Annotated in this window: 18 protein-coding genes; 11 read left to right on the top strand and 7 right to left on the bottom strand. The window is 61.8% G+C overall.

What is annotated here, in order from left to right:
* Window positions 1-2: 2 nt before the first annotated feature.
* A complete protein-coding gene (locus tag AB8A27_RS13670) occupies window positions 3-1,010 on the bottom strand; it encodes an alpha/beta fold hydrolase (protein WP_441242370.1) in 1,008 nt (335 codons plus the stop codon).
* Between the two features lie 199 nt (window positions 1,011-1,209).
* Window positions 1,210-1,671, bottom strand: a complete 462-nt coding sequence (locus AB8A27_RS13665) for a hypothetical protein (protein ID WP_441242369.1) — start codon at window positions 1,669-1,671, stop codon at window positions 1,210-1,212.
* An 80-nt stretch (window positions 1,672-1,751) separates the two neighbouring features.
* On the opposite strand from AB8A27_RS13665, the gene AB8A27_RS13660 reads away from it, so the two are divergent.
* Entirely contained in the window at window positions 1,752-2,555 is an 804-nt protein-coding gene (locus AB8A27_RS13660; RefSeq protein WP_441242368.1) for a formyltransferase family protein, read from the top strand.
* Here the strand turns inward: AB8A27_RS13660 and AB8A27_RS13655 are convergent.
* Window positions 2,552-2,803, bottom strand: a complete 252-nt coding sequence (locus tag AB8A27_RS13655) for a hypothetical protein (protein ID WP_441242367.1) — start codon at window positions 2,801-2,803, stop codon at window positions 2,552-2,554. The genes AB8A27_RS13660 and AB8A27_RS13655 overlap by 4 nt on opposite strands.
* A gap of 208 nt (window positions 2,804-3,011) precedes the next feature.
* On the opposite strand from AB8A27_RS13655, the gene AB8A27_RS13650 reads away from it, so the two are divergent.
* From AB8A27_RS13650 to AB8A27_RS13640, 3 genes are all read left to right on the top strand, one after another.
* Window positions 3,012-4,499 (top strand): RAD55 family ATPase, encoded by a 1,488-nt coding sequence (locus AB8A27_RS13650; RefSeq protein ID WP_441242366.1) that lies wholly within the window; start codon window positions 3,012-3,014, stop codon window positions 4,497-4,499.
* Window positions 4,500-4,501: 2 nt separating this feature from the next.
* Complete coding sequence (locus AB8A27_RS13645) at window positions 4,502-4,867, top strand: response regulator (protein WP_441242365.1); 366 nt, start codon at window positions 4,502-4,504, stop codon at window positions 4,865-4,867.
* Between the two features lie 274 nt (window positions 4,868-5,141).
* Window positions 5,142-8,630 (top strand): indolepyruvate ferredoxin oxidoreductase family protein, encoded by a 3,489-nt coding sequence (locus AB8A27_RS13640; protein WP_441242364.1) that lies wholly within the window; start codon window positions 5,142-5,144, stop codon window positions 8,628-8,630.
* 174 nt (window positions 8,631-8,804) lie between these two features.
* On the opposite strand, the gene panC is transcribed toward AB8A27_RS13640, so the two are convergent.
* The gene (gene panC / locus AB8A27_RS13635) at window positions 8,805-9,656 is read right to left on the bottom strand and encodes a pantoate--beta-alanine ligase (protein ID WP_441242363.1); all 852 of its coding nucleotides are present in this window, start codon (window positions 9,654-9,656) and stop codon (window positions 8,805-8,807) included.
* A gap of 234 nt (window positions 9,657-9,890) precedes the next feature.
* Between panC and AB8A27_RS13630 the strand changes: the two genes are divergently transcribed.
* The 4 genes from AB8A27_RS13630 to AB8A27_RS13615 all read left to right on the top strand — a co-directional run bounded on the left by AB8A27_RS13630 (window position 9,891) and on the right by AB8A27_RS13615 (window position 13,669).
* A complete protein-coding gene (locus AB8A27_RS13630) occupies window positions 9,891-10,826 on the top strand; it encodes a division plane positioning ATPase MipZ (RefSeq protein WP_441242362.1) in 936 nt (311 codons plus the stop codon).
* A gap of 397 nt (window positions 10,827-11,223) precedes the next feature.
* Window positions 11,224-12,099: an alpha/beta fold hydrolase gene (locus AB8A27_RS13625; RefSeq protein ID WP_441242361.1), complete on the top strand. Its 876-nt coding sequence runs from the start codon at window positions 11,224-11,226 to the stop codon at window positions 12,097-12,099.
* Window positions 12,100-12,169: 70 nt separating this feature from the next.
* The gene (locus AB8A27_RS13620) at window positions 12,170-12,892 is read left to right on the top strand and encodes a VWA domain-containing protein (protein WP_441242360.1); all 723 of its coding nucleotides are present in this window, start codon (window positions 12,170-12,172) and stop codon (window positions 12,890-12,892) included.
* A gap of 51 nt (window positions 12,893-12,943) precedes the next feature.
* On the top strand, window positions 12,944-13,669 hold the full coding sequence (locus AB8A27_RS13615) for a DnaJ domain-containing protein (protein ID WP_441242359.1): 726 nt from the start codon (window positions 12,944-12,946) through the stop codon (window positions 13,667-13,669).
* A 215-nt stretch (window positions 13,670-13,884) separates the two neighbouring features.
* Here the strand turns inward: AB8A27_RS13615 and AB8A27_RS13610 are convergent, their stop codons facing one another.
* Window positions 13,885-15,726 (bottom strand): D-alanyl-D-alanine carboxypeptidase, encoded by a 1,842-nt coding sequence (locus AB8A27_RS13610; RefSeq protein WP_441242358.1) that lies wholly within the window; start codon window positions 15,724-15,726, stop codon window positions 13,885-13,887.
* 398 nt (window positions 15,727-16,124) lie between these two features.
* Between AB8A27_RS13610 and AB8A27_RS13605 the strand changes: the two genes are divergently transcribed.
* On the top strand, window positions 16,125-16,460 hold the full coding sequence (locus tag AB8A27_RS13605) for a phasin family protein (RefSeq protein WP_092144402.1): 336 nt from the start codon (window positions 16,125-16,127) through the stop codon (window positions 16,458-16,460).
* 83 nt (window positions 16,461-16,543) lie between these two features.
* Here AB8A27_RS13605 and AB8A27_RS13600 read toward each other — a convergent pair whose 3' ends face one another.
* Entirely contained in the window at window positions 16,544-17,902 is a 1,359-nt protein-coding gene (locus AB8A27_RS13600) for a pilus assembly protein TadG-related protein (RefSeq protein WP_441242357.1), read from the bottom strand.
* A gap of 522 nt (window positions 17,903-18,424) precedes the next feature.
* Here AB8A27_RS13600 and clpS point away from each other — a divergent pair.
* Window positions 18,425-18,757, top strand: coding sequence for an ATP-dependent Clp protease adapter ClpS (gene clpS / locus AB8A27_RS13595; protein WP_068734422.1), 333 nt, complete (start codon window positions 18,425-18,427; stop codon window positions 18,755-18,757).
* 255 nt (window positions 18,758-19,012) lie between these two features.
* A complete protein-coding gene (gene clpA / locus AB8A27_RS13590) occupies window positions 19,013-21,412 on the top strand; it encodes an ATP-dependent Clp protease ATP-binding subunit ClpA (RefSeq protein WP_441242356.1) in 2,400 nt (799 codons plus the stop codon).
* Between the two features lie 196 nt (window positions 21,413-21,608).
* Here clpA and AB8A27_RS13585 read toward each other — a convergent pair whose 3' ends face one another.
* The gene (locus AB8A27_RS13585; RefSeq protein ID WP_441242355.1) at window positions 21,609-21,959 is read right to left on the bottom strand and encodes a PilZ domain-containing protein; all 351 of its coding nucleotides are present in this window, start codon (window positions 21,957-21,959) and stop codon (window positions 21,609-21,611) included.
* Between the last annotated feature and the right edge of the window lie 64 nt (window positions 21,960-22,023).

The raw sequence follows: 22,023 nt of genomic DNA, 5'->3' as shown, positions 1-22,023 counted from the left end.
TGCTACTTCGCCGCGAGAAATCCCAGCATCAGCTCGTTGAATTTGGCCGGCGCATCGAGAAACACGATATGGCCTGCGTTCGGCAACACCTCGGCCTTCGCGTTCGGCATCTTCGCCGCCAGCGCCTTTGCCAGATCGGCGTTCTGGCCCATCTTTGGCCGTAGCGCCTCCGGCGCATTCGGCTTGCCCGGTGCGTTGTGATCGTCGGCGCCCATGATGAACAGGGTCGGCAGGGCGATCAGAGGAATTTCATGGACCACGGGCTCGCGATAAATGAGTTGCGCCGAGCTGACGAAGGCACGCAGCCAGCGCGGATATTCCGGCGACCCCTTGATGTTGAAACGCGCGTCGATGAAGGGCGTTACCTGGTCGGGCTGCATCTTCAGCGAATAATTCACCTCGAGCTGTTTGCGATAACCCTCCGCGGTCAGCTTGTCTTCGTTCTCCAGGATCTTCTCGGTCGGCGTCGGTGGCACATAGAGGCGATAGTCCTCAAGTCCGATCGGCGCCGCGAGCAGCAGGTGATCGATGCGATCAGGATAGGCGCGTGCGATACGGACGCTCAGCATGCCACCCAGCGAATGCGCGACGATGTCGAATTTGGAAATTCCAAGGTGATCCATCAGCGCGATGGTGTTGCGGGCGAGGGTGTCGAAATGCAGGTCGCCCGATGGTTTCGACGATTTGCCGAAGCCGATCTGATCGGGGACCACGACGCGGTAACCCGCCTCGTTCAACGTGCCGATCACCGGGGCCCAGTAGCTCGACGGAAAGTTGCGGCCATGCAGTAGCACCACAGTCCGACCATTGGGCTTGGTCGATGGCACGTCCATATAGGCCATGCGCAGCTGCTCGCCGTCATTGACGAGCGGCAGCATGTTGACGGGGTAAGGATAGGGGAAGCCTTCGAGGCCGATGCCGTAAGGCTCGCGTACTGAAGGAGGCTCGGCCGCTTGCGATGAGGTGAATGGTAAGGTCGCAATCAGCGCAGCGAGCAGCAGGCGGTTCATCGAGAAAGCTCCGGGGAGAGGGAATGTCCGGCGCGGTTTCAGGCTGCATTGCGGCAAAGGTAAGCCGGCGTCTTCACGTTTTCCGGATGAACGTCACCGGATCTACTTCAGCAATAAACCGGCTCCCGGGGAGCGTGAGTCCATGCGCAACAAAGCCGCGGGTATTGATGCCCGCAGCCTTGTCTGCCCGGTGGCGCCGTTACTTCGGCGCGCCGCCCTTCGAGCTGTCGATCTCGGTGCCGGTCGGAGCCGATTGCGGAGCTTGCGGCCGTGCCGGTGCCGCGCCGGTGGTGACGTCGGACCGGTTGTTGCTCGGCGTTACGTCGCGTACGCCCGGTGCCACTGGCGGCTTCGAATAGGAATCCGCGATGTTGTTGGTTGGCGCTGGCGCCTTTGGCGTGCTGCTTTGTGTTGCCGGCGTGGATTGGGACGCGCTCTTCGTCGTGTCGCCCGGATTCGTCGATGTGCTGTTCAGGCCGTAGAATACGGCGCCGAGCAAGACAATAACGCCAAGTGCATAGATAGCCACGCGGCTACCGCTCGCGGGCCCTTCAGCGAGTTCAGGATCGGCCTGCAGCTCATTGTCGAACCGCACTGGATTGCGGATGTCATCGGCGGGATTCGGACGATACGGATCATTGGGATTGGGAATGTTCGCCATCTCGTGTCCTCCTGTGCGGCCAGACAACCGTCAGAGGGGGTGCATGTTCCCGCGATTGCGCCATTCCGGAGCCGCGCCCTATGCGGCAATGCAGCGCGATCGGGCCTGCTCATCAGATGTTAAGGGCTGGCTGCGACGCTGTGGTGATTGTTGATTCGCAGAAGCGCGTGGCGGCCCGAATGTTCGATACGATTATCCTCCTGACGGGTCCTGCTGAGCACTCGGTCTTCACAACCTTGCTCCGTGGTCACAATCCGGCCCTCACGGTCCTTCCTGTTTTCACAGCTGAAGATCTGGCGGCGATCGAGCCCGACTGGCTGGGCCGGGCGCGGATGATTTCGTTCACCACCGGCGTAATCGTCCCCGGCGCGGTGCTCGATCAGCTTGGCTTTGGCGCCTACAATTTCCATCCCGGCCCGCCGCAATATCCCGGCTGGGCCCCGGCCTATTCTGCGCTCCACGATCACGCGACAGACTTCGGCTGCACGGTCCATCGCATGATTGCACGTGTCGATGCCGGACCGATCGTGGATGTCGAGGCGTTCCCAATTCCGGCGGATATCAGTGTCGCGGGCCTGGAAGAGATTGCCTATACGAAGCTGGTGCAGACTTTCTGGCGCATGGCGCGTGTCCTGGCCACACAGCCGGAGCCGCTGATCGAGCGCGCGCTGCGCTGGGGTAACAAGCGCCACACACGCAAGGCCTATGAGCAGATCAGTGATATCCCGGTAAACACCGAGAAAAACGAACTTCAGCATCGGGTCAAAGTCCTCGGCACAGACCATTTCGGCATCGTGCCGACTATCGGTCTGCACGGCTTCCAGTTTCGGGTCATCGTGTCCGAGACTGAAAGCGTTATTGCGGACGAAGCTGTCGAAGCCTAGCGGTTAGCCGCGAAACTCTGGTGCTGCGCAGGCGGGGTCGCTGACGTGTGCGTCTTGGACGCCTTGCCGTTGAATTCGTAGAGCAAGAAACTCAGTACCACGAGTAGTCCCACGCCGATGATGGCCTTTGTCGGCTTGTGATCGTGCGCTTCGCCGCAATCCGGATGATAAGAACCATCATTCGTCGGCGTCATATTGCTGCCGGCGAGTTCAGGCTGCGGCGTCCAGCTATTCAGCTTGTGATCCATTTCCGTCCTCCATGCCTGATGTCGTTAGGGTGACTGGACAGCAATGGCCCGTAAAGGCCGATGTTCCGTTTCTGGGCCGGCATTAGCGGGATGCTGCCTTGCTGAGAGGCAGCGTTTCGAAATATTTCTGACAAAGCTTTGGAACCCGTCGCTCCCCGACGCGTTTCAACATCTCACCGCCATAGGTCATCTTGGGGGCAGTTTCGGAATGAGTGGCGACAGCGGCCGGTTTGCAACCGGCGTATCGGGTCTCGATGCGATCCTGGGCGGGGGCGTTTTCGACGGCGGCATCTATATCATTCAGGGCGCGCCGGGCGCCGGAAAAACGATTCTGGGCAACCAGATCTGTTTCGCCCAGGCCGCGCAGGGGCGTAACGCGCTTTACATCACGCTGCTTGCCGAGAGCCACGCCCGCATGATCGGGCATATGCGGCGGATGACCTTCTTTGATGAAGCGGCAATTCCCGACCGGATGTCCTATGTCGGCGCCTTCAAGACGCTGGAAGACGACGGACTGCGCGGACTGCTGGAAGTCGTCCGCCGCGAGGTCCGCACCCGCAAGGCCAGCATCCTCGTGCTCGACGGGCTGATCACCGTGCACGAAAAGGCGCGCTCCGAACTCGAACTCAAGAAGTTCATCCACGAACTGCAGACCCAGGCTGCCTTCAGCAATTGCACCATGTTCCTGCTCACCAGTGCCTTCGATGCCGATGCGCATCCGCCGGAACACACAATGGTGGATGGTCTGATCGAGCTGCAGACTTCGCTGCATGGTCGCCGGGCGGAGCGTTCCCTGCAGGTCCATAAGCTGCGCGGCAGCTGGTTCATGGGCGGTAAGCACTCTTATCGCATCACTGACGGCGGCCACGGAATCTATCCGCGTATCGAGGCGCTGCTGGAGACGCCCAGCGTTTGGGACAGCGCTGACGGTCCAATGGTGTCGGTCGGCATTGCCGGCGTCGACAAGATGCTGGGCGGCGGCGTTGATACGCATTCGGTGACTGTCGTGCTCGGGCCTTCCGGGTCCGGCAAGACCACCGCAGGCCTTCAGTTCCTCACCGGCGGTGCCGCCGACGAGAAGGCGATGCTGTTTGGCTTTCACGAGAACCCGATGGCGCTGCGGATCAAGGCGGACAGTCTCAAGCTGCCGCTCAAGGCGCGAGAGGGCAAGATCAGCCTGCTGTGGCGCCCGCAGACCGAAGCCGTGCTCGATGAGGTCGCCACCGAACTGCTCACCGCTATTCGCCAGAACGGGGTGCGCCGTCTGGTGATCGACGGCATCGAGGGCTTTTCCAAGCTCACCGACGAAAAAGAGCGCATCGGTTCTTTTTTGTCGGCGCTGTGCAACGAGTTGCGCGCACTCGGTGTTGCCACGCTGGCAACGGCAGAAACCGATCAGGCTGGCATGACACCCGGGCAGCCGCTCAAGGGCGTCAACCAGACGGGTCTCTCGGCGGTTGCCGAGAACATCATTGCGCTGCATCTCGCAGCCCTGCGCTCGGAAAACCATCGTCTGATGACCATTCTGAAATCGCGTGATCGCCGGACCGATATGCGCATGCGCCGCTTCGAAATTCTCGACGGCGGTATCGTTCTCGACGCCGACCACCAAAGCGCGGAGCGCATCCTCAGGGACATCTCAAATCAGGGACCTGCACCAACTCCATCGACGGATCTCAAGTTGACTGGAGAATAGCGGTGCGAACTGTCCTGATTGTCGAGGACGAATGGGCAATCGCCGACTGGCTCGAAGTCCTGTTGAGCGAAAACGCCTTTAATGTTCTCGTGGCCGGCAATGGCCGCGAGGCGCTCGACATTCTGCATCGGGACACGCCCGATCTCGTGCTGACCGATTTCATGATGCCATTCCTCGACGGCGCCGGCTTGATTGCGGCCATGAGGCAGGAGGAGCGTCTCCGCAGCATTCCGGTGGTGGTCATGACCTCGCTGCTGGAGCATGTCGTGCGAGACCGGGTGGGGCGTTTTCGCGCCTATCTGCGCAAGCCGTTCCGCGAGGCCGATCTGATGAAGGTGATCGGCGAGATATTCCCGGGCGAGGCCTGAGCCGCCTTATGCAGATTGTGCTGCATCGCACTGCAGCGTGAGACCGTTACGTCCTTGCGCCAAAGGCCTTTGCGGCGACACAACGTGACAAGTCTGCCGGCCGCTTTCATCACGAAATTGCGTTCTTTGGACGCGGGGCTCCATTGCCCAGAATTGTAGTGCGCCCCGTTCAAAATCCAACATAGACTGTTTCTAAGGGAGTCGAACGACCCCACATAATGAATGGATAAGCGCGCCCGTCGAGACGATCCGGGCCGCAGTGACGAGGGCAGGGATGGGAATTAATCAAGGCGCGATCAGTCTCGATCAGAAATACACCCAGGGCTCCGGCCACATCTTCCTGACCGGCATTCAGGCGCTGGTGCGACTGCCGATGGCGCAGGTCCGCAGGGACCGCGCGGCCGGCCTGAATACCGCAGCTTTCGTCACCGGCTATCGTGGTTCGCCGCTCGGCGGCTACGACCAGCAGCTCACGGCCGCGCGCAAACACCTCGATCAGTACGGCGTCAAATTTCAGCCCGGCGTCAACGAAGATCTCGCCGCCACCGCGATCTGGGGCACCCAGCAGCTCAATCTCTCGCCCGGTGCAGAATATGATGGCGTGGTCGGCATCTGGTACGGCAAGGGCCCCGGCGTCGATCGCTGCGGCGACGTCTTCCGCCACGGCAATGCCGCAGGCTCCGCGAAATTCGGCGGCGTGCTCTGTCTCGCCGGCGACGACCACGGCGCCAAGTCCTCGACCGTTCCGCATCAGTCTGACCATGCCTTCATATCGGCGCTGATGCCCTATCTCTACCCGTCGTCGATCCATGAGATGATCGAGATGGGTCTCCTCGGCATTGCCATGTCGCGCTATTCCGGCTGCTGGGTTGGCATGAAGGTGATCACCGAAACCGTGGAGACCACGGCAGAGATCAACCTCAACGACGAGATGACGCCGTTCAACATTCCCACCGATTTCGAACTGCCGCTGGATGGTCTGAACCTGCGCTGGCCGGATGATCGCTTCGTGCAGGATCGCCGGCTGCAGGACTACAAGGGCTTTGCGGCGATCGCTTTCGCCCGTGCCAATAACATCAACCGCGTCACCATGGACTCGCCGAATGCACGTTTCGGCATCATGGCCTCCGGCAAGAGCTACGAGGATGTGCGTCAGGCTCTCCGCGAGCTCGGGATCACCGAAGAGGTCGCCGCCAAGATTGGTCTTCGGTTGTACAAGATCGGCATGCCCTGGCCGCTGGAGCCGGAAGGCGTACGCAAATTTGCCGTGGGCCTCGAAGAGATCTTCATCGTCGAGGAGCGCCGCGAGATTGTCGAGAACCAGGTCAAGCAGGAGCTGTTCAACTGGCGCGACGATGTGCGTCCGCGCATCATCGGCAAGATGGACGACAAGGACCATCGCTTCCTGCCATTCGCCGAAGAAATGAGTGTCGCCAAGGTCGCCACCTCGCTGGTGGATCGCCTGCTCGCGATGGAGATCGATCCCGAGATCGCCGCATTGCTGCGCGCCAAGGCCGACTGGTTTCATGGACGCGAAGCCTCGCAGGTCCAGAACGTTGTGCCGATCACGCGCACGCCGTATTTCTGCTCGGGCTGTCCGCACAATACCTCGACCAAGGTCCCGGAAGGGTCGCGCGCGCTGGCCGGCATCGGCTGTCATTTCATGACGCTGTGGATGGATCGCTCGACGGAGACCTTCACCCATATGGGCGGCGAGGGCGTGCCATGGACCGGCATTGCACCTTTCACCAAGGAGAAGCACATCTTCGCCAATCTCGGTGATGGCACATACTTCCATTCCGGCTCGCTGGCGATCCGTCAGTCGATCGCCTCCAAGGCCAACATCACCTACAAGATTCTCTACAACGACGCCGTGGCGATGACCGGTGGTCAGCACCATGACGGTGACCTGTCGCCGCAGAAGATTACGTTTCAGCTCCACAGCGAGGGCATCCGCGACATCTATCTCGTGTCGGAGAATCCCGATGCATATCCCGCCAACACCATTGCGCCGGGTGTGAAGCTGGCACATCGCGACGAGCTCGACCGCGTGATGAAGGAATGCCGCGAGATTGCCGGCTGCTCGGCCATCGTGTTCGTGCAGACCTGCGCCGCCGAGAAGCGTCGCCGCCGCAAGAAGGGCATTCTCGAAGACCCGCAGCGCCGCGTACTCATCAACCCGGCAGTCTGCGAAGGCTGCGGCGATTGCTCGGTGCAGTCAAACTGCATTTCGGTGGAACCGCTGGAGACCGTGCTCGGCCGCAAGCGCACCATCAACCAGTCGTCCTGCAACAAGGACTATTCGTGTCTCAAGGGCTTCTGCCCGTCTTTCGTGACCGTCGATGGCGGCAAGCTGAAGCGCAAGGCGCCCGTCGAACTCGGCGCCATTGGTGCGCTTCCCGAACCGGCCACGCGGCCGACCCTCGACAAACCCTATAACGTCGCTGTCGGCGGCGTCGGCGGCACCGGCGTGCTGACCGTCGGTGCGCTGCTCGGCATGGCCGCGCATATCGAGGGCAAAGCCAGCATGATCCTCGACATGTCGGGGCTCGCGCAGAAGGGCGGCGCGGTGCTCAGCCACGTGCGTCTGGCCAACGACACCGGCGACGTCACCTGTTCGCGCATCGTTACCGGCACGGCGGATGTCCTGATCGCGGCCGATGAAGTGGTGGCCATTGCCAAGGATACAATCTCGCTCTGCGAGAGCTCGCGCACCACTGGCATCGTCAACACCCATCTCATTCCGATCGCGGATTTCGTGCGTAATCGCGACTTCAATTTCCAGCGCAGCCGCGTCAACAATGTGCTGGAAATGTCGCTGCGCAAGGAGTCGACGTTTCTCGATTTCACCAAGGCGGCGGAAGCGCTGCTGGGTGACAGCATCGCGACCAACATGATGATGATGGGCTTCGCCTATCAGCAGGGCCTGCTGCCGCTGCAGTCGGCGTCGATCGAGCAGGCCATCGAACTCAATGGCGTCTCGATCAAGATGAACATGCTGGCGTTCCAGCTCGGCCGTCTCGCTGCCGCCGATCCGGCAAGGCTCGCCGATATGCTCAAGGGCGCCGACGAGACCATCGCGCCGAAGACCCAGGACGAGATGAGCCTCGACGAGATCGTCGCTCATCGCAGCGGATTGCTCACCGATTATCAGAACAGCAAGCTCGCCGAGCGCTACCAGGCGATGGTTGATCGGGTACGCGAAGCCGCCATGCGCGGCGGCTATGACGATGAGCTGCCGCGTGCGGTGGCGATCAACTACGCCAAACTGCTCGCCTACAAGGACGAATACGAGGTCGCGCGGCTCTATACCGACGGCAGGTTCGAGAAACAGCTCCGCGATCAGTTCGAGGGTGACGTCAAGATCAACTTCAACCTCGCACCGCCGATGCTGCCGGGTACCGATGCGTCGGGCCGCCCGAAGAAGCGTGCCTTCGGCGCCTGGATGCTGCCGCTGTTTCGCATTCTGGCGAAGCTGCGCGGCTTGCGGGGCACGCCGCTGGATGTGTTCGGCTATAGCGCCGACCGCAAGCTGGAGCGCGATCTGATCGCCGGTTACGAGAAGGACGTCGCCACGGTGTTGAACCTGCTGTCACCGCTCACGGTGGATACGGCCGTGCAGCTCCTTTCGCTGCCCGATAGCATTCGCGGCTATGGCCCGGTGAAGGAAGCCTCGGTGCAGGCGGCGAAGGTGCGCTATGCCGAACTCGCCAAGGATCTCGCCAATCCGCCGCCGGCACCGCGGCAGATCGCAGCGGAGTAAGCGTCTCAGTTGTCATTCCGGAGCGGACCGTTGCCGCAGGCGACGGGACCGAAGCCGGAATCTCAACGTGTGATCGCTCCGCAATTCCGGTCGGCGGAGAGGTGGATTCCATTTCGGGATTCCAGGTTCGCATCCGGCAAGAGCCGGCTGCGCCCCGGAATGACGAGGACTTTGTTACACCCCGATATTGTCGATCAGCCGCGTCTTGCCGATCCTCGCGGCCACCAGCAGTCGCACCGGGCCGTCCTTCATCGAGGCGACCGGCGCCAGTGACTCCGCATGGCGCGCTTCGAAGTAGTCGAGTGCGAAGCCTGCCGTGGTGATCATCGCGGCGCCGCCGGCCATGGCGGCTTCTAGGTCATCGCCCGCCTTCAGGCGCTTCGCGGTTTCCTTCATCGCCTTGTAAAGCACCGGCGCCGTGGCGCGCTCTTCCGGCGAGAGATAGACGTTGCGCGACGACATCGCGAGACCGTCGCGCTCGCGCACCGTGGTCGCGCCGGTCACCTTGACGCCGAGATCGAGGTCCCGCGCCATGCGCGTCACGACCTTGAGCTGCTGGTAGTCCTTCTCGCCGAAGAATGCCATGTCTGGTCGCACCTGCGTGAACAGCTTGCCGACGACCGTCGCGACGCCGCCGAAGAAATGCGGGCGGAAGCGATCCTCGAGATCGGCGGTGGCCGGACCTCCGGTGGTGATCTTCGTCGCGAAGCCTTCCGGATACATCACCTTGGCGTCGGGATTCCAGATCAGGTCGACGCCGGCTTCGGTGAGTTTGGCAAGGTCGCTCTTCCAGGTCCGCGGATAGGAGCCGAAGTCCTCGGTCGGGGCGAACTGCGTTGGATTGACGAAGATCGACACCACGACCTTGCTGGCGCGGCGCTGGGCGAGGCGCACCAGCGAGACGTGGCCGTCATGCAGCGCGCCCATGGTCGGCACTAGGCCGATGGTCGCCTTGCGCGCCCGCAGGCCGTCGAGCGCCTTGCGAAGGGCGGGCAGGGTGCGGGCAACGATCGGGGTGCGGGGCATTGCGGCTCGTTCTTGTTGTTGGCTGCGGCGGGTGAGGGCGTGCGCGCCCTGCTTATCAAAGCTGGCGGGATCACCCAAGCCTCACAATACCAGGCTGGCGGGTGTCCTGATGCCGTAACCGGCCGCCGGGATTCATCATTAAGCGCGGCTGATAGCCCGCAGAACAGAATACTCCTGCATTTTGCTTGACCCTTGCCACACCTCGCGATTTGAAGATGGTCGAGGGATCGCGGGATGTTGATGCAAACCACCCAGGGGCAGTTCGGCGGGCAGCCCGGCGCGGCGCATGTCATCGTGCTCGGCAATGAGAAGGGCGGGTCGGGCAAGTCGACCACCGCGCTTCATATTGCCGTGGCGCTGCTGAAGGCCGGCCAGCGCGTCGCTACGATCGATCTCGACAGCCGTCAGCAGAGCTTCACGCGCTATATCGCCAACCGCGCGGCCTGGGCGCAGAGCGCCGGGCTTGCGCTGGAAGTGCCGACCCATAGCTGCGTCAAGCTCGGCGAGACGATGCAGATCGCCGACAACGAAGCCTTCGAACTCGAGCAGTTCATGACCGCGGTGAGCGCGGTGGAACGTACCCACCATTTCATCGTCATCGATACGCCTGGCAGCGACACCTATCTGATGCGTCTGGCGCATTCGATGGCCGATACGCTGGTGACGCCGATCAATGACAGCTTCCTCGATTTCGACGTGCTCGGCGCCGTCGATGCCGCAAGCTACAAGGTGACCGGCGAGAGCCACTATTCGAAAATGGCGCGCGAGGCGCGGCGCAAGCGCCGCCAGCATGATGGCTCGACCACCGACTGGATCGTGGTGCGCAACCGGCTCTCGATGCTCGGCTCGCGCAACAAGATGCTGGTTGCCGGCGTCCTCGATCAACTCTCGCTGCAGCTCGGTTTCCGTGCCATCGACGGTCTCGCCGAGCGCGTGATGTATCGCGAGTTCTTCCCGCGTGGTCTGACGGCGCTCGACGATCTCAACGAAGCCACGCTCGGGCGTCGCCCGAGCATGGGTCATGTCACGGCGCGCGAGGAAGTCATCGAACTGCTGCGCAAGTTGAAGCTGCCGCTCGATGAGCGTGGCCGTCGCCGCGCCGCCAACCGCGCTGAATGGTTTGCCCAGGTCGACAAGCCGCTCGACGTTCACGACATCCTTGGCAACTGAGTCGCGTCCACTGCGGAGAGCCAGCGCTGCCCGTTCAGCAGGCTATGAACGATTCCGCACTCAACTTCGTCCATATAGTACAGGTATCATATTCTGCTACCGGGGAACGAGTAGCCCTTTCGGCAGTTGATTTGTCGTTGAAATCAGGGCGTTTTTGAAATTCCGATCCCTTGCGAAACTCGTTTAAAATCGCTCAATTCGACCTTGGCTTTCTTTAGCAACTGCACAAGAAGCGGGTGCGACGCACAATAACATGGCTCGGAATTCACAATATTTAGCCTTTCTGTCACCGGGCTGTGACATATATGCTGTTCAAGCAGCCGCTTGAGGCCATTCCGGCCCATAAGTGCTGTAGCCGGCCGAGACTTATCTCGTAACTGGCCGATCAGGGACGAACATGAAACGCGGACTTCTCATTCTGCTTTCGGTTTGCGTGCTGACCACCGCCGCGTATTTCACCGCGTCGAAGTGGGCCATTCGGCATGAAACGCTAACGCTCTTCGACGCGTCGCGTAATCGTCCCGTGCAGGTCGACATTGCCGTTCGTCGCGACAAGGAAATGCAGGCCAATGCCGGCATGATCACCTTGCCGGTCGCGATCCTCAATCACGGTAACACCGTCAAGTTCACCGAATACTCATTCCTCGCGAACGTGTTTGCGGCGCGTGGCTATATGGCCGTCAGCATCCAGCACGATCTCGATACCGACGCTCCGCTCGTGACCAAGGTCGGCGAACTCTATGTCGGCCGTCTGCCGGTCTATGAGCGTGGCGTGCAGAACATCAAATACGCGGTGAAGGAGCTGAAGAAGATTCAGCCGAACTCCGATTACGATCATCTGACGCTGGTCGGCCATTCCAACGGCGGCGACATCTCGATGTTCTACGCCAAGGAATTCCCTGATGACGTCAAGAAGGTCGTGACGCTGGATAACCTGCGCGTGCCGTTCATGACCGACGGCAAGTTCAAGATCCTGTCGTTCCGTTCGCACGATACGGTGTTCAAGCCGGATCCCGGCGTCGTGCCGGATGACGACGTCTGCGAGAAGGCCGGTATCACCGTCGTCAACACCGGCGCGCAGCATACCGACATGAGCGATCGTGGTCCGGAAACGCTGAAGACCAAGATTCAGGGCCTGCTCGACAAGTTCCTCGACGACGACAGCAAGCTGTCGCCGGTCAAGGGCAAGCCGAAGATCATCGAGCAGCCCGCGCAGCAGAGCAATGCGGCTGACGCGAGCAAGATCTCGCAGTATACGCCCAGCGTGAATTGAGTTCTGTGCTGCGCGGTTGACCGCGCGGCCTATGCTCGCCACATGAAGCCCGCAGCAAACGCGAGTTGTCATGGCCAGCGATCCCACGATCCCCAAGTCAAAGACCGATGCGCTGACCCAGCCGTCGGCGTCGGCTGACATTGCTGCCTTCGTCGCCAAGGCCAAGGCAATGGGGCCGCATGCGGCCGGCGGACGCGGGCGGTTGGTGTTCGCACTCGATGCCACCATGAGCCGGCAGCCGACCTGGGACATGGCCTGCACACTGCAGGCCGACATGTTTCGCGAGGCCGCATCGATCGGCAGTCTCGATATCCGTCTCGTCTATTTCCGTGGTCTCAGCGAGTGCCGCGCGACCGGCTGGATTTCGGACACCGCGCAGCTGGCGCGGCTGATGGGCAAGATCGCCTGCCAGGGCGGTCAGACCCAGATCGGTAAAGTGCTGTCGGAGACGCGGCGCGAGGCGGTGGCCTCCGGCGTGCGTGCATTGGTATTCGTGGGCGACGCCATGGAGGAGTCTGTCGACGAACTCTGTGCGCGGGCTGGTGAGCTCGGCCTCCTGAAAGTGCCGGTCTTCATGTTCCAGGAAGGGCAAGACCCGGCCGCCGAACAGGCGTTTCGCGAGATTGCGCGGCTGACCGGTGGCGCCTGGTGCCGGTTCGATCCGGGAGCAGCTGCGCAGCTCCGCGAATTGCTGCGTGCGGTAGCCGCCTATGCCGCCGGCGGACGGGAGGCGCTGACGCGGCTGGCGTCGTCGGCGCCGGGTGCGGCAAAGCTGCTCGGCCAGATGCGATAAACGGTCTGCAAAACCGTTTCGCGGAGCGCGGCAACCGACTATCTAAAGCTCATGCCTACTTTGATCGCCGGCGCGCTCGCCGTCTTCGTGCTCTATATGCTGCTGCAGATGTTCCGCTCGGCCAACCCGGCGTTGCTGGCGCGCGGCATCAAGCTCGCCGGCGGTGTGCTGTCACTGGCCGTAGCCGCCTTCACCGGGATCAAGGGCGAGCTGGCGGTGGCGATCCCGCTCGGAATCTTCGGGGCGGGCCTCTTGGGCTGGGCGCCGTTCGGCACTGCGGGTTTCGGCAATATCGGTGGCATGTTCGGAGGCGGGGGCAGGTCGTCGGGCCAGACCTCGCAGGTCCGCTCGGCGTTTCTCGACATGACCCTCGATCATGACAGCGGACAGCTCAGCGGACGGATCGTGGCCGGCCCCTATGCGGGTCAGTCGCTCGATGCATTCGACCTGCCGCAACTCGCGGCGATGATGACCGGCTTCGACGCGGAGAGCGTGGCGCTACTTGAAAGTTATCTTGACCGCCGGTTTCCCGCCTGGCGTCAGAACGCGGAGGGCGATACGGCAGGGCGGCACGACCGCGCGGCGCCTGGCAGTAAAATGACGGAAGAGGAGGCTTATCAGATCCTTGGCGTGAAGCCGGGTGCGACCCGCGACGAGATCAGCCGCGCGCACCGATCCCTCATGAAGAAACTGCATCCCGACCAAGGGGGCTCGACGTACCTGGCGGCCCGGGTCAACGAGGCCAAGGACACTCTGCTTCGCACGCATCGTAGCTAACTCCAGCACGCTTTTACGCTACACTGCGAGCAGCTTCCGTTTCTCTGTGAACGCCCCATCGCCCACCGTTGTCCGGCACGGTCGATCAATCCCTGTCTGAATTTGTACCGGCTAAGTCTTGACGAGAAGTTGTCGCCACGGGGATTTATGGTGACCAAAAGCAAAATGGCCGGGACGATGTCCCGGCCATTTGCCTATTCGACGGTCTGTGTCGATCAGTTCTTGATGGTGATGCAGGAGATCTCGGAACGCTTCAGCGTCTTGCAGACCGCTTCGGCTTTTTCGCGGTCGAGGCCGGCGAAGCGGGCGCGGTAGAGCTTCTTGTCGCCCTTGCCGACGACGGTTTCGGTGAACGGATCGGCCTTGCCGAGCAGGCCGCGGGCTTGGTCACGGGCGGCGTCGAGACGGGTCCGTGCCTCGCTCTCGCTCTCCAGTGCGCCGACCTGAATGATCCAGCCGGTATGGGTCACGGCGGGCTTGATGGCGCCGCCCTGTTGTACCGCCTGCGGAGCGGGAGCCTGAGGGGCGGGCACGTTACGCGGGGCAGGGTCGGCATAGGCCATCTGGGTGCCGCCCTGAGCGCTGCCTTGGGCCGGCAGAACACCGAGAATGCCATTGCCGGTTCCGAAACCTGCCGGCTGGCGCGGCATCTCCGAGCGGGCATAGAGCGAATTGGTGGTCTCGGGCGAGCGGGCGGTGGTTTCCGGGCGCGCTGCGACAGTATTGGTGGTGGCGGGAGGGGCGGGCTGCTCGCCGCCGGCGGAAGCCAGCTTGTACTGACCCGACTTGACCTGGACGGTGCGGACGCGAACCGGCTTCATCGGCTCTGACGAGCCCGGAATGATCGAGATGGGCTCGGACTGGATGACGCCTGAATTCAGCGGGCCGGGCTCCGGTTTGCGGGGCTGGGGCATCGGTGCTGCCTGCGGCATTGGGGCTGCCGGCGGCAGCGCTGCGGTGGCGGCGGCGAAGACCGACGGGCGCGCGGCTGGTGCGGCGGGGCGAGCCGGGGGCTCGGGGACCGGTTCGGTGGTGACCGGCGCTGCAGCGGCCACCTGAATGGCACCGTTGACCTGTTTGGTTTCGGTCGGACGCGCCTGGGCCTCGGCCTCGGCGACCTCGGTCGCCGCTTCGGACGGATTGCGCTCGGTGATCGCGGCCACGGTGCGGCGGGTGGCGCCCTTTTCCAGGTTCTCGGCAAGCAGGTTGCGCATGGCGGCGTCACGGGCGCCGCCGCTGCGGCCGCCGAGTACGACGCCGACCAGATGGCGGTTGCCGCGCTTCATCGACGAGACAAGGTTGAAGCCGGAGGCGCGGGTGTAACCGGTCTTGATGCCGTCGACGCCTTCGACACTGCCGATCAGGCGGTTATGGTTGCGGATGTTGCGGCCACGATAGTTGAAGGAGGCGGTGGCAAAGTAGCGGTAATAGCGCGGGAAGCGATCCTGGATGGCGCGGCCGAGTACCGACTGGTCGCGTGCGGTGGTCACCTGCGCGTCGTCGGGGAGGCCGGAGGCATTGCGATACACCGTGCGGCTCATGCCGAGCGCGCGGGCCTTCTTGGTCATCAGCTTGGCGAAATCGTCTTCGTCGCCGGCAATGGCCTCGGCGATGACAACGGCGGCGTCGTTGGCGGAGCGGGTCACCAGCGCCTTGATGGCGTCCTCGACGCGCAGGGTCTGACCGGGGCGCAGGCCCAGTTTGGTCGGCGCCTGCACGGAGGCGTGCTGCGAGACGTCCATTTCGCTGTCGAGGGTGAGCTTGCCGGATTCCAGCTTCTCGAACAGCATATACAGCGTCATGATCTTGGTCAGCGACGCCGGATGGCGCGAACCGTCGGGATTGTTCGACGAGAGAACCGCGCCGGAATTGCCATCGACGATGATCGAGGAGAATGCGGGATTGTAGCTCGAGACGCGCGCGACGTGGCTTCGCGATTTATGTCGCCTGCGGGCATCCGCGCTGTCAGTCGTAAAGATGACCGCGATGCTGAGAGTCGCCAGCCCAAGGGCGCACACCCGCAAGGTGCGCGACGAAGCAAACGTTGTGCGAAGCATGGACTTCCCCGTCAGATCAGTCTCATTCCCCGGATCGTGAGGCTAAATTATGCCCAACAACCGGGGATGTGTCTCAGTTTTAAGCGTCAGCCTGAGCGGTTCTCTCGGCGGGATGGCAGAAGCATACGCGGCCATTCTGGCTAAGAGTATGTACTCATGCAGTTTTTGGGCTTTTTGGCCCCAACGCACCAATGCAAGAAATCAGGGTAGGTCCGGCGAGTTTCCAAAAGGTTAAGCAACCCTTGCAAGCCATCCGTGCATTTACCGACAATGGTAAAAATTGTGCATTGCACGGGATTCTTGACGTCATTGTGCACCGCACGATAGATGGGCGGGTCAGATCAGACCGGGGCCCACCCGGCCGCGGCTGACCCGTCCAATCCGGGAAAGGATTTGCAGTGATCAAGGTCGAAGACATCCAGCAGTACGGCAAGGAGCAGTTCGAGAGTGCAGTCGCATCGGCGGCCACGCTTCAGAACGGTGCACAGGCTATCGCTGTCGCGGTTGGCGACTACACCAAGAAGTCGTTCGAGGACGGCAACGCCTTCGTGACCAAACTGTCCGGCGTTCAGTCGCTCGACAAGGTGCTCGAAGTGCAGACCGAATACGCCAAATCGGCCTACGAATCTTTCGTGGCTGAATCGCACAAGATCAGCGAACTCTATGTCGATCTCGCCAAGCAGGCCTACAAGCCGTTCGAAGGCTTCGTCGCCATGATGACCCCGGCGCGCTAAACGATACGGTCTTCAAATCAAAACGCCCGGCCTGATGGCCGGGCGTTTTTGTTTGAGGTGCGCTCGCTGCTTTAGCTGGCGTGTTACTTCGAGACGCGGAGCTTGTTCAGCGAGTTGCCGATGGCGGTGAACGCGGTGGCGATGCCGCTGGCTGTGCTGGTCGGATAGAAGTTGCCGCTATCGGCGCAAGATTTCAGGACCGCAGATTCAGGGTCTCCGTCAGTGTTGACTTGGATCGTGTAGATCACCGTCTGCTGCTTGCCGTTCACCGGCGCCTTGATGTTTGTACATAGCAATTTTTGGCGATCATCGACGTCGGGCGACCACGAACTGCCGTTGCCATACCAGCGATCGATGGTGTTCATGCCGTCCGACAGCAGGATGATGGCGTCGGTGTATTTGTAGTTGGAATCCTTGGCAGGAGCGGGGAACGGATCACTACCGATCTGCAAGGTGCGCCAGGCCCAGGCCATGCCGATCGCCTGGTTGGTGCCGCCATTTGGCGACAGGCTGTCGATCTTGTCCTTCAGCGTCTTAACATTGGTGCTGCCATAGGCCGTTGTCATTCCCAGAATGGCTGCGGGGCACGCATTGTACTGGAAGGCCGGATAGCGCGCCGTGCCAGTCGGGGCGTCGTTAGTGGTGTCGTAAGGCTGATCGCGATCGGTGACGCAGCCATTCCAGGCGTTTTTGTTCGTGCTCGCGGTCCAGGTTTTGCCAGCCGCTTGGCACTCGGCTTTGGTGTCGTAGTACGAATTGCTGCAGGATCCATACTCGTCCCATTTGAGCCAGGTCGCGTTTTTGTTCGACGAGTCGACATTGACCATCTGCGCGAACGGGATGATCGAGATGTAGAGATCCTCGGTCATGCGCGAATTGGCGCTCAGAGTATCGATCAGGCTCTTTGCGGCGTCCTGCATCGCCTTCATCTTGCCGTCGTCCTTCATCGAGCCGGTCACGTCGAGCGCCATGGCAACGCGCATGCGCGTCGAACCCCAGGTCGTTGTCGAACCGCTGCTGATCCCCAACTGAGGCAGGCCGACCATCTTCATGAAATCGGTTGTAACGGCACCCGCGCCGTTGACCGTGACGGTGGAACCGTCCTTGGTATTGGTCGTGTAACTCGCCGTCACCATGATCTGCCCGGCATTCGTATTGGTATATAACGACTTGAAATAGGCAGTGGCCTTCGCGGTGACGTCGGCCGCCGACATCGTCGGATTGGCGGACAGGTCCTTCGAAACCATCAGGGCTGCAGAGTCGAGCGCGGCCTGCATCGCCGAGCGGGCCGCGTTGGCACGGGAGTAGTCGACGGCGGCGCCCACGAAGCCGAGCAGGGGCACCAGAGCGATGGCGAAGGTCATCGCGATATTGCCGCCGTCGTGGCGTGCAAACCGGGATGCGAGGCGCTTTGCCTGGCTCGACGCGGACTGAATAAACATTGTCACCACCAATGGTAGGTTTCTGGCGGCTATGTCCGCGCCCGCGGCTAAACAGGTGGTAAAGGTGTCCTCAGAAAATAGGTAAAAGGCCGACTATTGGCGTGTCGCAGCGCCGGCGTCCGGTATTATCGTGAATGCCGGTTAAATGGCTGGTTTGCGGATCCGGTCAAATCGAGCACGATCGGTTAACCCTGTCTGGACCAGGGGCCATCAGGCCGGTGCGCGGCGAGCCATTCAAGGGGCTGGAAGTGCGCTTGCGAGAATGCCCGCAGGAACCCATATTGGCTCGATCGGTCCTGCAACGGACAGCGTCGCACCCCTGCGGCGACCCGGGGCGCCTCCGTGCCCGAGGCGTCCGGCAGCACGTCGTGGCTGGGGACGCTGTCAATTCGGGGCTGGCCAATATCCGCTAGGGACTTTTATACAGGCGCTATGTTCCAGAAACCTTCGAAATTCATGCCTGACGGCATCCCGATGCCTGTGGCCGGCGCACCCGACGATCGCCGCCGGCAGCCGCGTGGCATGGCAGAGGACGACAACCGATCCAATGCGCCTGGTGGGCCGGCCACTTCGGTCATCACCAAGGTCAAACCCAAGACCAAGCGTCCCAACCTGTATCGCGTGCTGATCCTCAACGACGATTACACGCCGATGGAATTCGTCGTTCATGTGCTGGAAAAATTCTTCCAGAAGGACGCCGAGGCGGCGACGCAGATCATGCTCCACGTTCATCATCATGGGATCGGGGAATGCGGCGTTTTCACCTATGAGATCGCCGAAACCAAAGTGACGCAGGTGATGGATTTTGCGCGCAAGCACCAGCACCCTTTGCAATGCGTGATGGAAAAGAAGTAGCCTCGCGCGAATTCCCGGAAACTGGGAATGGGTCTTGCATTGAACTGATGTGAGTCGAACGCGGTTCGTTCGGCTCTGCGTCGACGGCGCATGTGACAATGCGCTGGAATGAACAGACGTGTTCTGCGGACACGTCACAATAAGCAGCGGGAACCAGCCTTTCACCACGATCAGACATCACTATATGTGCGAAAGGTTCTTGTTGCCTGACCCGGCAACGACGATCATGATGGTGGGGGCCAACGAGGACGCGGAATGCCAACTTTTTCTCAAAGCCTTGAACAATCGCTGCATCGGGCGCTCTCGATTGCGAACGAGCGGCACCACCAGTATGCGACGCTGGAACATCTCCTGCTGTCGCTGGTGGATGACAGCGACGCCGCGGCGGTGATGCGGGCGTGCAGCGTCGATCTCGACAAGCTGCGCGGCAGTTTGGTCAATTATCTCGAAACCGAATTCGAAAACCTGGTGACGGATGGCGCAGACGATGCCAAGCCGACCGCCGGTTTTCAGCGCGTGATCCAGCGCGCCGTTATTCACGTGCAGTCGTCGGGTCGCGAAGAAGTGACCGGCGCCAATGTGCTGATCGCGATCTTCGCCGAGCGCGAAAGCCATGCGGCGTATTTCCTGCAGGAGCAGGATATGACGCGTTACGATGCGGTGAATTACATCAGCCACGGCATTGCCAAGCGGCCGGGCGTTTCCGAGGCGCGGCCGGTGCGCGGCGTCGACGAGGAGACCGAGACCAAGAACGGCGACGAGGCCAAGAAGAAGGGCGAGGCGCTCGACACCTATTGCGTCAACCTCAACAAGAAGGCGCGTGACGGCAAGATCGATCCGGTGATCGGGCGTACCGCCGAGATCAACCGCGCGATCCAGGTTCTGTGCCGTCGTCAGAAGAACAATCCGCTGTTCGTCGGCGAAGCCGGCGTCGGCAAGACGGCGATCGCCGAAGGTCTGGCCAAGCGCATCGTGGACAGCGACGTGCCGGAAGTGCTGTCGGCGGCCACCGTGTTCTCGCTGGACATGGGCACGCTGCTGGCCGGCACACGCTATCGCGGCGACTTCGAGGAACGCCTGAAGCAGGTGCTCAAGGAACTCGAAGCGCATCCGAATGCGATCCTGTTCATCGACGAAATCCACACGGTGATCGGCGCCGGCGCCACCTCGGGCGGCGCGATGGATGCCTCGAATCTGCTCAAGCCTGCGCTGGCTTCGGGCGCGATCCGCTGCATGGGCTCGACCACCTACAAGGAATATCGCCAGCACTTCGAGAAGGACCGCGCTTTGGTGCGCCGGTTCCAGAAGATCGACGTCAATGAGCCGACCATTGAAGATGCGATCTCGATCCTGAAGGGCCTCAAGCCGTATTTCGAGGACTATCACAAGCTCAAGTATACGAATGAGGCCATCGAGGCTGCGGTGCAGCTCTCGTCGCGCTACATCCACGACCGCAAGCTGCCGGACAAGGCGATCGACGTGATCGACGAGTCGGGCGCGGCGCAGATGCTGGTGGCCGAGAGCAAGCGCAAGAAGACCATCGGCATCAAGGAAATCGAGACCACGATCGCGACCATGGCGCGGATCCCGCCCAAGAGCGTGTCGAAGGACGATGCCGAGACGCTGCGGCATCTCGAGACCACTTTGAAGCGCGTTGTGTTCGGTCAGGACAAGGCGATCGAGGCCCTGTCGGCATCGATCAAGCTGGCGCGTGCCGGCTTGCGCGAGCCGGAGAAGCCGATTGGCTCCTATCTGTTCTCGGGCCCGACCGGCGTCGGCAAGACCGAAGTGGCGAAGCAGCTGGCAGCCTCACTGGGTGTCGAGCTCATTCGGTTCGACATGTCTGAATATATGGAGCGGCACACCGTGTCGCGCCTGATCGGCGCGCCTCCCGGCTATGTCGGCTTCGATCAGGGCGGTCTGCTGACCGATGGCGTGGACCAGCATCCGCATTGCGTGGTGCTGCTCGACGAAATCGAGAAGGCGCATCCGGATCTGTACAACGTGCTGCTGCAGGTGATGGATCACGGCCGTCTGACCGACCATAACGGCAAGCAGGTCTCGTTCCGCAACGTGATCCTGATCATGACGACCAATGCCGGCGCTGCCGACATGGCGCGTGCAGCCTTCGGCTTTACCCGCGCCAAGCGGGAAGGCGAGGATCAGGAGGCGATCAACCGGCAGTTCGCGCCGGAATTCCGCAACCGCCTCGATGCGGTCGTGTCCTTCGCACATCTGAATTCGGATGTGATCGGCATGGTGGTGGAGAAGTTCGTGCTGCAGCTGGAAGCCCAGCTCGCGGACCGCGACGTCACCATCGAACTGTCCGAGCCCGCCAAGGCCTGGCTGATCCAGCACGGCTATGACGAGCAGATGGGTGCGCGCCCGATGGGTCGTGTGATCCAGGAGCACATCAAGAAGCCGCTGGCCGACGAACTCCTGTTCGGCAAGCTCAAGAATGGCGGCCATGTCCGCGTCATCCTGAAGAAGGACGAGGCGGTGCTCGGCGTCGAGCAGGAAAGCATCGGCTTCGAATTCGTCGATGGTCCCGTGACGCCGAAGCCGGAGAAGCTGCCGACGAAGCGCGGCGCCGCCAAGAAGCCGAAGTCGGGCAAGGGCTCGGGTTCGGCCAAGGGGCCGCTGGAAAAGGCGTAAGCCTGGTTCGGATTGAAAAATGAAAAACGGCCGGTGAGCGATCACCGGCCGTTTTTAGTTCTAACGCCGTCATGGCCGGGCTTGTCCCGGCCATCCACGTCTTTGATCCGGGCCAAGACGTGGATGCCCGGCACGAGGCCGGGCATGACGGAGTGTAAATTGCATTTCCGGTATTCGGGTCGTGACCGCGGTCGCGTTACTGCCCCAGCAGCTTCTGGATCTGCTTCTGCAATTCGCGCTTCTTCTTCTCGCTCTTGCGCAGCCGCTCTTCGATGTCAGAGCTTTCCTTGCTTTCCACCGGCGGATCGGTGAAGGCGACGCCGACGATGTTGTCGCGCCACCAGACGATCTTGGCGAGGAACGAGCGGCCCTTTCGCGCGATGTTGAGCGTCAGCTCATCCTTCGGCAGCCGCGCGCCGCTGCTAAATTCGATGCGGGCGCCATCTTCGGAAATGTCGCGCACGACACATTCCTTGGCCTTCTGGTCCTTGGACGCGACGGCACCGTAGATCACCTTGTCCCTGACGTTCTTGCGCCGCTCGTCCATGTCCTGATGTCCCCTGAGGTTGCAGGCGGGGACTGTACGCAGTTCCATCCGCCGGGGAAGGCTC

Origin of the sequence: Tardiphaga sp. 768_D3_N2_1, from assembly GCF_052076105.1 — a bacterium.
Lineage (GTDB): Bacteria > Pseudomonadota > Alphaproteobacteria > Rhizobiales > Xanthobacteraceae > Tardiphaga.
The sequence above is the reverse complement of the archived record's forward strand: the minus strand, read 5'-3'. Positions and strand labels throughout refer to the sequence as shown.